The following is a 12,787-nucleotide window of genomic DNA, read 5'->3' as shown; positions in this document are numbered from 1 at the left end:
TTCGAGGGGATGTGAAAGATGTCGTCGCGTTGGTCAATCTCCTCGATCACCCCGGCCAGCTGTTTGCAGGGCACGGTGGTGACAAACGAGACGTCATTGGCCGCCAAATCGTCAGCGATCCTCTTGTCTATATTCATGGTTGGTTGCCTTTGTTTCGGGTGTCTTGGTTCTGAATCAGGCCGTACGGCAGACATGGACTGCGCAAGGTGCGTGGCGGACCACGCGGGCAGCCGTCGTGCCTAGGAAAAAGTCGCTGAGGCCCGGTTTGTGGGAGCCGACGACGATGCAATCGATCCCATGTTTTTCCGCGTATTCGACGATGGCACGATAGGACCGGCCCTTGACGATCTCCGTCGCCACATCGCCATAGTCTGCGGTTTTGCGGGCCAGCTGCTGGCGCGCATTTTCCAAACCTTCTCGCACGGCGTCCTCGTCAAGATAGGCTGCTGCTGAGCCGTGCGGTGCCTCATAAACATGCAGCGCGGTGATCTGGCCGCCCGGCTTGCAAAGGGTGGCAGCAGCCTTCAGCGTTGTCTCAGAGACCCCGTGATCCAGGGCCATCGGAACCAGGATTTTGTCATACATGGTTGCTCTCCTGTGTGTTGGCGCGGGCTCAGGCCCAGGGGTCGAGAATAATCTTGGGGGCCGCCACCGCGCCGGTGCGCAGGTCGTGGAAGGCTGCGGCGCCGTCCGACAGCGGCCGCTGCTCCGGCCAATCCAGCGAGCCGAGGCGGCCGTCGAAAATCGCCTGCGCAGTGTCGCGGAAATCCTGCGCGGTATAGGTGTAGGTGCCGATGAATGTGATTTCTTGCAGTGTCATGCGGCGAACGTCCAGGCCGCCGGCATCTTCGCCTAGTCCCGCATGGGCAATTACTCCGCCGGGCGCAGCTGCGGCTGAAGCAGAGGCACGGGTTGCGGCATACCCCACTGCGTCGATCACCAGAGGCACCATGCCGTCAAACTCCGCCACGGCCTGCTGGCCGCAGTGGTTGTTCAGGTAGTCCCGGCGTGCGGCGTTGGGTTCCTGGATTGTCACATCTTCCACCCCCATCGCCCTGAGTGCCAGGGCTGCGGCCAGCCCGATAGCGCCGCCGCCAATGACCAGTGCACGGGGTTCCGTTCCCGGGTGCAGCGCCTCCAGCGCCAGCCGGGCGGCATGCCAGCTGACAGCCAACGGTTCGGTGAGTGCAGCCTTTTCCAGCGGTACATCGCCCGGCACCGACACCAGATTGCGCTCCGGTATGGCCACAAACTGGGCAAATGCACCCTCGCGCGGCGGCATCGAGATGATCTGGCGGGCGGCACATAGGTTCTCGCGCCCGGATGTGCAGGCGGCGCAGCTGCCGCAAGTCACCAGCGGGTTTATGGTCACCCGGCGTCCGGCCTGCGGACCGTCTTCGATTGCGCCCGCAGCCTCATGTCCCAGGATCAGCGGTGCAGGCCTGCGGCTGTCGTGTCCCAGATAGGCATGCATGTCCGAGCCGCAGATGCCTGAGGCGCGGATGCGGATCAGATGCTCACCCGGCTGTATCGGCGGCATCGGCACATCGCGCAACGCAAGTACCTCAACTCCTTCATAAACCAAGGCTTTCATTTCGCCGTGAACCCCCCGTCAACCATCAGGACCTGCCCGGTGACATAGGCCGAGGCCTCGGAGCACAGGAACAGGAGCGGACCGTCGATATCTTCCAGCCGTCCGTTGCGGCCGATACAGGTCTGTGCCGCGTTTCGGGCAGAACGATGCTTGTCAGAGAACACTGCCTGCGTGAGTTCGGTCGGGAAGAACCCGGGACCGATGGCATTGGCAGTGATGCCGAAGGGTGACCAAGCCTCGGCCATAGCACGGGTGAGCTGGCCGACTCCGCCTTTGCTGGCGCCATAGGCGATGCCGCCGGGAAACGCCCGCGTGGTCTGCAGCGAGGCAAAGTTGACGATCCGGCCCCAGCCCCGGTCCTTCATGGCGGGAACCAACGCCTGGCTAAGGAAGAATGGTGCCGACAGGTTCAGCGCCAGTGTCTTGTCCCACTCTGCTATGGTGACCTCATCTGCTGGCTGCCGTGAGTTCACCCCCGCCGCATGGATCAGGATGTCCGGCGCGCCGAAAGGGGCCGAGACCCTATCCCGCAGTGCACCCAGTGTGCTTCTGTCTGCAACGTCGGCGGCGACATGGGCAGCGCTTGGTCCAATTTCCGCGCAGAGGCTTTGCAAGGCCTCCGCCCGGCGGGCCACCACGACCACATTGGCCCCGGCGGCGGCGAGGGCTGCCGCCGCGCGCCGCCCCAGCCCGGAACTGGCGCCCGTGATACAGGCAGTACGGCGTGCCAGGTTGAACAGTTTACTCGGATCAGCCATTGGCAGTCAGGTCAAAGGTTTCATCCGGGAAATACTTGGCCAGCCGCACGTCGGCGGCGCGGGCATGGCCCTCCATCCCTTCCAACCGGGCGATCCGCGCTGTGGCTTCCGCCACCGGCTTGGAGCCTTCGCGGGTAGCACGCTGCCAGGTTACGATCTTCATGTATTTGTGAACTGACAGCCCGCCAGTGTAGCTGGCCGCGCGGGACGTTGGCAGCACATGGTTGGTGCCCGCCGCCTTGTCGCCGTAGGAAACCGTGGTCTCCTCGCCCAGGAACAACGAACCATAGCAGGTGAGCTGCTGCAGCCACCAATCAAGGTCTTCTGCCTGGACGGTCAGATGCTCGGGCGCGTATTCATCGGAACAGGCCGCCATGTCTTCGCGGTCAGCGCAGAGAATTACCTCAGCATAGTCGCGCCAGGCGGCGGTGGCGTTTTCGCGGTTCACCTCGGGCAGGTCGTTGATGTAGCCGGGCACCAGCCGCATCACTTCCTCCGCCAGCGCACGGTCATCTGTAACCAGCCAGACCGGGGAGTTGTAGCCATGCTCTGCCTGGCTCACCAGATCAGTAGCCACAATGTGTGCATCTGCTGTGCCGTCGGCCAGGATCAGGCTGTCTGTGGGGCCGGCGATCATATCGATGCCGACCCGACCGAACAGAATGCGCTTGGCCTCCGCCACAAACTGGTTGCCGGGGCCGACCAGGATATTGGCCTTGGGCAAACCAAAGAGACCAAAGGTCATTGCCGCGACCCCCTGCACGCCGCCCATCGCCATGATCTTGTCGGCGCCGCAGATATGGGCCGCATAGACGATGGCGGGCGCTACGCCGACACCGGGGCGCGGCGGGGAACAAGCGGTGATATGCTTACAACCGGCCACCTTGGCGGTGGTCACGGTCATAATGGCGCTGGCAATATGGCTGTAGCGCCCGCCCGGCACATAGCAGCCTGCAGCATCCACCGGGATTACCTTCTGACCGGTGATGAAACCGGGGGAGATTTCGGTTTCCACATCCTGCATCGTCCCTTTTTGCAGCTCGGCAAAGCGTCGCACATTGTCGTGCGAGAAGCGGATGTCAGCCTTCAGTTTCTCCGGCACCAGGGCGCATGCCGCCTTGATCTCCTCTGCGGTCAACAGAACGTTACCCTCGTATTGGTCGAATTTCGCGGCGTACTCCAAGGCCTTGGCATCGCCTCCAGACTCAATATCGTCGAGGATGCCCTGCACGATCTTATGAGTTTCAGACGCATCTGACTTGGGCGTCAGGGTAGCCTTTTTCAGATATTCACGGGTCATTTCCAGGAGGTCCTACTTGTAGATATCAGGAAGCAGCGTGATCGAGATCGCCGGGAGATAGGCGATCAGCAGCACCACGATCAGCATGGTTAACACAAAGGGAACGGCACGGGCGGCGATCTTGAGGATGGACTCGCCGGTGATGCCGGAGACGACAAAGAGGTTGAGGCCCAGCGGCGGGGTGATGAAGCCCACCCCCAGTGCGGTGATCATCATGATACAGAACTGGATTTCGTTCATGCCGATGTTGTCGGCCAGGGGCTTCAGGATCGGCGCCAGGATCACGATGTTGGGTGTCGTCTCCATCACGCAGCCGGCTGCGATCAAGATGCAGATCATCAGAAGGATCAGTAGCGTAGGATCATCGGTCAGGCCGGTGACTGCTGTTACAAAGCCTTGCGGCACGCCCATGATTGCCAGCGCCTCGGCTAACGGGGCAGAAAAGGCGATGATCGGCAGGATCACCCCGTTCACTTTTGCGGAGCTGACCAGCATAGCCGGGAAATCTGCCAGTTTCAGGGTGCCCAGGATGAAACCCATCAGAATGGTCACAACAACGGCCGTTGCGCCAGCCTCGGTCGGGGTCAGGCGGCCGGAGAAAATGCCGTAGAAAATGATCCCCGGAACGATAAAGGCATACCAGCCGGATTTCAGCGCCTGGCCCAGGTTGCTCAGCCATTCGCCAAGCCCCATGTTGCCTCCGGTTTCATAGGTGTAGAGGCGGTTCATGATGATGTTGGTGATCAGGATCGACACCAGGATCGCCAGCCCCGGGATCAACGCCGCCAGAAACAAGGTGGAGGCGGAAATTCCCAGCACGAGGCCAATGATGATATAGGCGATGGAGGGCGGGATCAGGATGCCTGTGCAGGCGCCTGCCGCCACAAGCGCACAGGCGTAGGGGCGAGGATAGCCGCTTTCGACAAGGCGGTTGATCGTCATCCGGCCCACAGCCGCAGCACCTGCCGCGTCAGAGCCGGAGATCGCCGCGAACATGCCGCAGACCAGCACCGTGGCCGAACCGAAGCCGCCGCGTGTCCAGCAGGTCAGTGCCTCGGCCACATCCAGGAATTTCTTGCTGAGCCCGGTGCGCACCAGAACGTCGCCGGTCAGGATGAACAGCGGTACTGCAGTTAGTGCAAAGGCATCAATACCGGTGAACAGGCTTTCGCCGATAGCGCTCAAGGGTAGGTCCCCGGACATCACCAGCATGGTAATGGCCGCGGCCCCGATGGCGGCCCAGACCGGCACCGCGAGTGCGATCAGGGCGACGAACATGATCACCGGAATGTAGAAATCCCAGCCAAGCTCGACCGTTTGATTAAGTGAATTCCACAGCATCGCTCAGGCCTCTCAATCAAACAGCTTGTCGCCTTCAAAGACGGGGGTGCCGTCACGAAGGCTGCGCAAATCGCGCCGGAAAGACTGGAACAATCGCCAGATCATCAAGGTGAATCCCAGCGGCACGGCGGCCAGGAACCAGACCATCGAAATCCTCAGACCATGGCTGACGGATCCGAACTTAGCCGAGACATGCACCGTCTCGAAAGACCAGTAGAGCGCCACCAGCGCGACAACGAACATCACCAGATCCCCGAAGATGTAGATCAGCGCCTTGGTCCGCGGGCCGAGGTAGTGCAGGATCACGTCGATACGGATATGAGCGCGCTCTTTGACCGCCGCCGCAGCGCCGATCCAGGCCAGATATATGAATGAATAGCGGACAATCTCCTCGCCCCAGATCGAAGAATAGGCAAACAGCTCGCGCCGGATCACTTCAATCGCCATTGTGACGACAAGCATTGTGTAGAACACCAGAAGCAGCCAACGTTCTGCGTTCTGGTCGATGGTTCGCAGGATGTTCATTGCCATTCCCGGTGTTCATGCACACCCTCGCGACCAGTCCAGCGGACTGTTGCGAAGGTTGTTGTTGAAGAATAGGCCCGGTGCTTTAGCGCCCGGGCCCGGTACTGCTCAGGCGTCGTGCACGTAGTATTTCCCTTGCGTGCCTGCGGCTTCTTCGAGCTTGGCGAAGTTTTCCATGGAGCCGGCGAGTTCGGTCTTGAAGGAATCCCATTCGCTAAGCTGATAACCGCCGACCTCTTTCCACTCGCCCAGTTGGTCATCGCTAAGGGCATGGAACTCGACGCCTGCCTTGGCCAGTTCCGCCATTGCATAGGCACGGGCAGAAGGTACTTTGGCCAGATTCTGATGCGCGGTGAGCTCAGATCCCCACATCACACCTTCCTGAACATCGGCAGGCAGCGAATTGAACCACTCGAGGTTACAGGAATAGACTTGGCTATCCGGAACAGCCTGGGTGAATGTCACGTGGCTCAGGATGTCTTTGAATCCAAAGACGTAGAGTGCCCCGACAGATGGATCGAGCGCATCCGCGACGCCCTGTTTGATCGCAGAAGGCGTCTCGCCCCAAGCCACAGGTGTTGGGTTGGCGCCGACCATGCGATAATACTGCTGCAGCATTTTCGATCCCGGCACCCGGAACTTCACTCCTGCCATGTCGCCGGGCGACATCACAGCAGTGCCGCCCTTGCGCACCGCGACAACGCGAGGATCGATGTTCACATAAAACAGGGCTTTGAACCCGTTGGCTTCCACGTTGGGATGAACCTCTGCCTTCCAGAAATCTGAATTCACCAGGTTGGTGAAACGTTGGTTGGAGCCGCAGAGATAAGGCATGTTGATCAGGTCAACGGTGGAAGCAAAAGGCGCGAAATTGGACAATGAATGCTGCGCTGCCTGAATTGTGCCGCCCTGAACTTTCTGCACCAATGCGCCGCCAGCGCCCAGCTGGCCACCAGGTGCCAGTTTGACATAGATTTTACCATTGGTAGCGTTCTGGATGTTTTCCTTCAGATCCAACTGCATGATCGGATAGCTGCGCGATGCCCCCAGGACATAGGCGGTGGCAACGGTCATGACATGATCTGCTGCACTCTCGCGCTCTTTCTCTTCCTTGGCGGTCTGAGCAGCGGCTTCTGAGGACCATAGCGCACCGCCAGCACCGGCCACCACAGCCGCAGTGAATGAGCCGGTTGAGGCCAGTTTCAGAAAATTCCGGCGCTCAGCAGATTTGAGGCCATCCTTGGTATTCGTCATTGTCTTCCTCCCTTATGATCCGTCAGCTGCCGTTTTTGTTCTTTTGGTCAGCTTCGCGTTTGAGAATGGCCGCTACGAACAGGATCGAGGCGGCAAACAGAACCAGCATTTCTCCGACGTCTCCTAAGAAAGCACCGCCACCAAAGGCGCCCAACGCGACATTAGCGAAAAACACTGCAAAGATAGCAACAGCAGCCCAAAGGAACATCTCAGAACTCCGGAATCTTATCTTGAATCTATTTGTAAGCGCTTACATTGATAATGCAAGCGCTTACATCAGTGGGTGGGATCGGTGGATTTTTTAGTATGACAACAGTCAAAGACATGGCAGGCCCCGCATGGGAAAAAACCTTTCAGCTCCGACACTTAACGATGTTGCCAAAACGACGGGTGTTTCGACCGCAACCGTTTCGCGATGCCTGATTTCTCCCGACCGTGTGATCGAAACCACCCGCCCGCAAGTCTTGCAGGCGGTCGAATCACTGGGTTACACACCGAGTATTGCAGCGAGAGTGATGGCGGCAAAACGCGGCTACACAATCGGCGCCATTCTACCACTCATAGTTCTGGTTACTGCAATAACGGCGAAGGGGAGAATTGTGGGCGAACCCTCCAAAGTCCACGACAAGTAGTTCGGAAAGTCGCGCCAAATAGTCCGAATCCCTCTGTCGCGCCACAAGAGGATGGAAGCATTCGTTAAGGATGGGCAGCATTGATTGAAGAATAGATCATCAACTAAGTAGCGAATGCTACGGCACTCAAATTAGGATGATGTGTGGGTAAAATGATGGTAAGAACGGGTCTGGAAGAAGTTTTTCTCAGCTCAAACAACATCCTATGTTGGGTGTTTGGTAGCGGAGGAGGGACTTGAACCCCCGACACGCGGATTATGATTCCGCTGCTCTAACCAACTGAGCTACTCCGCCATGAGTGAGAGGCGATTTACGGGAGGGGCCGGAGAGGGTCAAGAGGGAAATGATGGTCGAAGCCGGATTCTTTTCACCCGATCAAACCGCCTCGGATTCGCTGCGTGCGGCTTCGGCGATCCTTCGGATGAACATGGCGCAGGTCTCCGGTTTGGTGATCAGGATCATGTGACCCGCTCCGTCGATCCGTTCGTTGCTCAGGCCGAACTGCGCCATCGGATCGCCCTGTGTCTGAGCCGGCAGGATCGCGTCCTGTGTTCCGTACAGAATCCCGCCAGGAACGCTTAACTCACTGTAGCGCGCCATCTGCGCCTCAAGGCTGGCGTTGACGCCTGCAATATCCTGCGAACCGGTGATGAAGGCCGATGGTCGCAGCCCCAGTGCGCCGCCCGCGCGGTCGAGGAAGTCGGCAGGCGCAGGTTCAGGGGAAAAAACGACGTCTAGTGTGTGCGGCGCGGTTTTGGCGGCCAGCGGCACAGCCAGAGTATTGCCGATAAAACTCCGAAGCCATTCGGCACGAATTTCCAGCGGTTTGAAGACCTGAGGCGTGGATGGCAGCTTTTGCGTCAGGGGGGCCAGCAGGGCCAGCGCCCCGGTCTTTTGGGGATGGTCCAGCGCCATGGCGAGCGATACCGCCCCGCCCAGAGAATGGCCAACCAGAATTGCGTCAGTGATGCCCTTGGCGTCCAAAAGCTCCTGTATCATCCTCCCCTGTTCGGGCAGGCGTCCCAGATCGGCCGTATCCCGAGTCGAATACCCGCAGCCTGGCCGGTCAACCGCGATGACGTAGTAGTCGTCGGCCAGCATATCGACCAGCGCATAGGTGAAATGCTGCAACTGTCCGGTCAGGCCGTGGATCATGACGATTGCTTGCTTCGACGGATCGCCCCGTTCGACGTAGTGAATGCTACCGCCGTTCACGGAAATGATATCGCCAAGCTGCGGGACCCGCTTCTGCCCATCAGCAGTCAGTTTCCGGGTCCACAGGCTCATTCCGATGAAAAATGCAACGATCAACAGAAGGATAATCAGGAACGTGTTCATCTCAGCGGTCTCCGCTTTGGGGTGGTGCAAGTTGGTATTGTTCCAGCCCGGACCGGGCCATACGCTTTTCATACTCGGCAACGGTGCCCGGCCAAAGCGTTGTGTTGCGGCCCTGTCCGTCCTGATACCAAGACGTACAACCGCCGGCCTGCCAGACGCTGTCGAGGTGACGGTTGCGCATCTCCTGGGTAAAGGCCGCCTGCTTCGCCGGGTCGGGCGAGATGGTGTGCAACCCTTTTCGGTTCATCTGATCCAGTACGCGGCCGATATGAGCGACCTGAGCCTCGATCATCAGTACAACCGAGTTATGGCCCAACCCCGTATGCGGCCCCAGCAGGATAAAGAAGTTCGGAAACCCAGCGATGGCTGTACCCAGATTGGCCTGCATTCCTTCGGCCCATGCCGCGCGCAAGGTCATCCCATCTGAGCCAGTGATGTCCAGTCGTTCACCCATGTCGGTCACATGAAAACCAGTGCCCCAGATCAGAATATCCGCCTGGGTCCGGCTGCCATCAGAGGCAGTGATTTGGTTGCCGTCGATCTTGGTCACCCCGTGTGAAATCACAGTTACGTTCTCTTGCGCTAACGTTGGGTACCAGTCATTCGAACTGAGGATACGCTTGCACCCGATCCGGTAGTTCGGGGTCAGGCGTTGGCGCTCTTCTGGGTCGGTGATCGCCTTCTCAAGCGCATGGCGCCACATCTTCATGGCAAAGTTAACCATCCGCTCTTCACCGCGAAAGACGCGGTGGCGGTACTCGAAGATCATGTAGATCAGCTTGCGTCTGAGCCGGGGCAGGGCCGGCACGCGTCGATAGAGGTTACGAACCCAAGGTGCTATTGGCCCATCCGGGCGGGGCAGAACGTAGGGCGCTGTGCGCTGGAAGATGGTGATATCGCCCGCCGACTTCGCGATCTTGGGTACGAACTGAACCGCCGATGCTCCGGTGCCGATCACCGCGATACGCTTGCCGGTAAGATCCGTGTCGTGATCCCATTGGGCGGAGTGAAACTTGGGGCCGGTAAAACTATCCGCCCCCGGAATGTTTGGAACACTGGGCAAGTGTAGCGCGCCGACAGCCGAAACCAGAAACCGAGCCGACCAGTGCTGCCCGCCCTCGGTTTCCACTTGCCAGCGGGTGCCGTCCCAGCGGGCGGATTTCAGTTGCTGGTGAAAATGGCACAGGTCGTACAGACCCTCGTCACGGCAGACTTTCTGCAGATAAGCTTGAATTTCGGCCCCATCTGCATAGGCGCGGCTCCAGTCCGGGTTCAGGTGAGTCGCCATCGAATAGAGATGCGAAGGGATATCGCAGGCCACGCCCGGATAGGTGTTTTCACGCCATGTCCCGCCGATATCACTTGCTTTCTCAATTATCGCAATGTCGGTGATCCCGCGTTTGCGGGCCTCAAGCGCCATGATCAGCCCCGAGAACCCGGCCCCGACGATCAGCAAGTCCGCGCTGTGTTCCATGCGTCCGCCCCTCCCAAAGCGACCGAGATGGTTGGTACAGACTATAAGCCGGAAAGTGCTCGTGCACAGCCTCTCTTAAGGTCAGGGGGGTGTCGGTCAGGGATTAGTCTATGGACTCCAAGCGGCTGCACCCTGACGGCAGTCCCGAACCGAAGGTGTGGCGCGGTGTCCAAAGTGGACGGATCATCAGTCTCGACAGGATTGGGATGCGCCCGGAATCCATGATCTGGGTGTAGTCATCAAACAAAACATGAGCTGAACTAAATCCTGTGTTAGTTTTTTGCTGGGTAAAGATCTGAGTTCAGTGCACCAAAGGTGTATTTTTTGATCAGGTCTAAGAGTATATGTCGCAAAACTACAGAATATGTCGGTTCCAGCCCAATCGTCTGGAAAGCGACATTATACGCAAAAAATCAACAGTTGCTGCGTATGGACAGCGGATTGGGCATCCTGCCCGAATAGAAGTTTCAATGACCTGCCCGATGGAGGAGTGGTGAACAGCCACAGGGGATCGGGTCGAAGAAAAGACCAAGATTGGAGGCTCATCTTTAGGTGGGTTCAATCCAGCTATACCGTCAACACGGAGGAAAATATGTCGGTACCCGAACCATTTACGGATGTTGAGATAGAAACGGCAGATGCCGGTTTCTACGAGAATTACAGCGTCCCCATCGCTCTGATCAGCAAGGCCATCATGGTTGGGCTGGTTCTGTGGGCCCTTGTGTTTCCTGCCAATGCCAATAGCACGCTGGGCAGCCTGAACGGCAAGCTGCTTGAGGTATTCAACAGCTTCTACGTCGTCATCGTGGGGCTGTTTTTCTTTTTTCTGGCCGTTGTTGCTATCATTCCGGCCACCGGTCGCCGGATCATGGGAACGCCCGGTGAAAAGCCCGAGTTCTCGAACTTTTCCTGGTTTTCGATGATGTTTGGCGCCGGTCTGGGTGTCGGCCTGATGGTGTTTGCGACGGCTGAACCGTTAGGCCTGTGGGGGTCGAATCCCGTTGTGGTGTCCGGCGCCGTCGAGGGCAACTCGCCGGAGGCTCTGCAATCGGCCTATCGCTTCACCTACCTGCACTACGGCTTCCACGCCTGGGCGATTTATGTCGTCACCGGTCTGTCGCTGGCCTACTATGCCTATACCCGCAACATGCCGCTGACCATCCGTTCGGCGCTGACGCCTTTGTTCGGTCGTTACGTCAACGGCTTTTTCGGCCATGTGGTTGATGTTCTGGGCGTTGTCGCGACCATCCTCGGTGTCTCCGTGACCATCGGCTATGGCGTCAGCCAGTTCATTGACGGTCTTTATGCCATCACCGGGATGGAATGGATCATGGATCTGGGTGGCGAGGTTCCGACCCCGTCCAAAGTGGGTCTGATCTCGGGTCTGGTCGTCATCATGGGGCTGTCCATCATCTCGGCTGTGTCCGGCGTTGGCCGGGGCGTGAAGTACCTGTCGAACCTGAACCTTGTGCTGTCGATCATCCTGCTGGGTACCTTCGTGATTTTCGGCTCGTTCGTCTTTGCTATGACCACCTATGGCACTGCGATGGTGGATTACATCCTGCACTTCATCTCGCTGAGCTTTGGCGCTTATGGCCCGCTGTCAGCCGAGGCCTTTGCAGCGGCGCTGCCGGCCGAGGCGCAGGCGCATGCGGATGCCCTGATGGGCGGCGCGACCAATGCGTGGGGCAGTTTTGACGGCTTCAAGAGCGGTCTGGAAGGCGCTGCGGCGGAACTGGACGAGGCCACGCTGGCTGCGGCCTATGCGGCGGGTGAGCAAGGTCGCCAGTTTGGTTGGCAGGCCGGCTGGACCACCTTCTACTGGGCCTGGTGGATTGCGTTCTCGCCGTTTGTCGGCCTGTTCCTGGCGCGCATCTCGAAGGGCCGCACTGTGCGTGAGTTCATCTTGGGCTGTGTGTTTGCCCCGGCGCTGGTGTGCTTTGCGTGGATGACTGTTCTGGGTGGCACCGCGATCGATCTGGAACTGGCGGGTGCAGCAGAAGGTGCGATCATTGGGGCGTCGAACACCAACAAGCTGTTTGTGACACTGTCCTACATGATCGACGGCGGGCTGCTGTCCATGCTGAACGTGATGTGCGTGATCCTGATCATGACCTTCCTTGTAACGTCTGCGGACTCAGGCATTCTGGTGATGAACACCATCATGTCCGGCGGGAGCCAAGAGACCGGTATCAAGCACCGCATCATCTGGGGTGTGATCCTGACGGCTGTGATTGGTGCGCTGATCCTGGCAGCGGGTGAAAACAACCCGATGGACGCGCTGCGCAATGCAATGATCATCGGTGCGCTGCCCTTTACCATGGTGATGGGCCTGATGTGCATAGCGTTGGGCAAGGCGCTGTTCCGCGACAGCCAGCGCGACAAGCACGGCGTCGCGACGCAGGCCGCCGAGTAAAAACCTGCCAAAGAAAAATAAGGCGTCGCCCCGTCAGGGGCGGCGTTCTTCGTTTCGTAAGCAGTGTCGTTTCCTGCAATCAGATATCGCAATCAGTGAGGTTTGAGTTTGGCGAATCCTTCAGTTTGGCGACAAGATTGGAGATACGCCTTATG

At 58.9% G+C, this 12,787-nt stretch carries 11 protein-coding genes, 1 tRNA gene and 2 pseudogenes; 2 read left to right on the top strand and 12 right to left on the bottom strand.

What is annotated here, in order from left to right; genetic code table 11:
- From ACR0IM_RS24140 to ACR0IM_RS24100, 9 genes and pseudogenes are all read right to left on the bottom strand, one after another.
- Nucleotides 1–137, bottom strand: a pseudogene (locus ACR0IM_RS24140) (sulfopyruvate decarboxylase subunit alpha); the annotation flags it as partial.
- 37 nt (nt 138–174) lie between these two features.
- Nucleotides 175–585 carry a universal stress protein gene (locus ACR0IM_RS24135; protein ID WP_480597047.1) on the bottom strand — a complete coding sequence of 137 codons (411 nt, stop codon included), beginning with the start codon at nt 583–585 and terminating at the stop codon, nt 175–177.
- Nucleotides 586–613: 28 nt separating this feature from the next.
- On the bottom strand, nt 614–1,594 hold the full coding sequence (locus ACR0IM_RS24130; protein WP_480683451.1) for an alcohol dehydrogenase catalytic domain-containing protein: 981 nt from the start codon (nt 1,592–1,594) through the stop codon (nt 614–616).
- Nucleotides 1,591–2,352, bottom strand: coding sequence for an SDR family NAD(P)-dependent oxidoreductase (locus ACR0IM_RS24125; protein WP_480683450.1), 762 nt, complete (start codon nt 2,350–2,352; stop codon nt 1,591–1,593). The genes ACR0IM_RS24130 and ACR0IM_RS24125 overlap by 4 nt, the downstream gene beginning before the upstream one ends.
- Nucleotides 2,345–3,652 carry a histidinol dehydrogenase gene (hisD, locus tag ACR0IM_RS24120; protein WP_480597040.1) on the bottom strand — a complete coding sequence of 436 codons (1,308 nt, stop codon included), beginning with the start codon at nt 3,650–3,652 and terminating at the stop codon, nt 2,345–2,347. Before hisD ends, ACR0IM_RS24125 begins: the two co-directional genes overlap by 8 nt.
- A gap of 12 nt (nt 3,653–3,664) precedes the next feature.
- Complete coding sequence (locus ACR0IM_RS24115) at nt 3,665–4,993, bottom strand: TRAP transporter large permease (protein ID WP_480597038.1); 1,329 nt, start codon at nt 4,991–4,993, stop codon at nt 3,665–3,667.
- Nucleotides 4,994–5,005: 12 nt separating this feature from the next.
- Nucleotides 5,006–5,518, bottom strand: a complete 513-nt coding sequence (locus tag ACR0IM_RS24110) for a TRAP transporter small permease (RefSeq protein ID WP_480597036.1) — start codon at nt 5,516–5,518, stop codon at nt 5,006–5,008.
- A gap of 108 nt (nt 5,519–5,626) precedes the next feature.
- A complete protein-coding gene (locus ACR0IM_RS24105) occupies nt 5,627–6,772 on the bottom strand; it encodes a TRAP transporter substrate-binding protein (protein WP_480683449.1) in 1,146 nt (381 codons plus the stop codon).
- 22 nt (nt 6,773–6,794) lie between these two features.
- Complete coding sequence (locus ACR0IM_RS24100; RefSeq protein WP_480597031.1) at nt 6,795–6,980, bottom strand: hypothetical protein; 186 nt, start codon at nt 6,978–6,980, stop codon at nt 6,795–6,797.
- Between the two features lie 130 nt (nt 6,981–7,110).
- On the opposite strand from ACR0IM_RS24100, the pseudogene ACR0IM_RS24095 reads away from it, so the two are divergent.
- A pseudogene (locus tag ACR0IM_RS24095) lies at nt 7,111–7,365 on the top strand (LacI family DNA-binding transcriptional regulator); the annotation flags it as partial.
- A 256-nt stretch (nt 7,366–7,621) separates the two neighbouring features.
- Here the strand turns inward: ACR0IM_RS24095 and ACR0IM_RS24090 are convergent.
- The 3 genes from ACR0IM_RS24090 to ACR0IM_RS24080 form a co-directional block, all read right to left on the bottom strand.
- Nucleotides 7,622–7,698 (bottom strand) — tRNA-Met (locus tag ACR0IM_RS24090).
- A gap of 81 nt (nt 7,699–7,779) precedes the next feature.
- Nucleotides 7,780–8,742, bottom strand: a complete 963-nt coding sequence (locus ACR0IM_RS24085; RefSeq protein WP_480683448.1) for an alpha/beta fold hydrolase — start codon at nt 8,740–8,742, stop codon at nt 7,780–7,782.
- 1 nt (nt 8,743) lies between these two features.
- A complete protein-coding gene (locus tag ACR0IM_RS24080) occupies nt 8,744–10,216 on the bottom strand; it encodes a flavin-containing monooxygenase (protein WP_480683447.1) in 1,473 nt (490 codons plus the stop codon).
- A 592-nt stretch (nt 10,217–10,808) separates the two neighbouring features.
- On the opposite strand from ACR0IM_RS24080, the gene ACR0IM_RS24075 reads away from it, so the two are divergent.
- A complete protein-coding gene (locus ACR0IM_RS24075; RefSeq protein WP_480643634.1) occupies nt 10,809–12,632 on the top strand; it encodes a BCCT family transporter in 1,824 nt (607 codons plus the stop codon).
- Nucleotides 12,633–12,787 lie beyond the last annotated feature (155 nt).

The sequence above is a fragment of the Ruegeria sp. BF6 genome, assembly GCF_056538665.1.
This window is presented reverse-complemented; position numbering and strand designations above follow the sequence as displayed.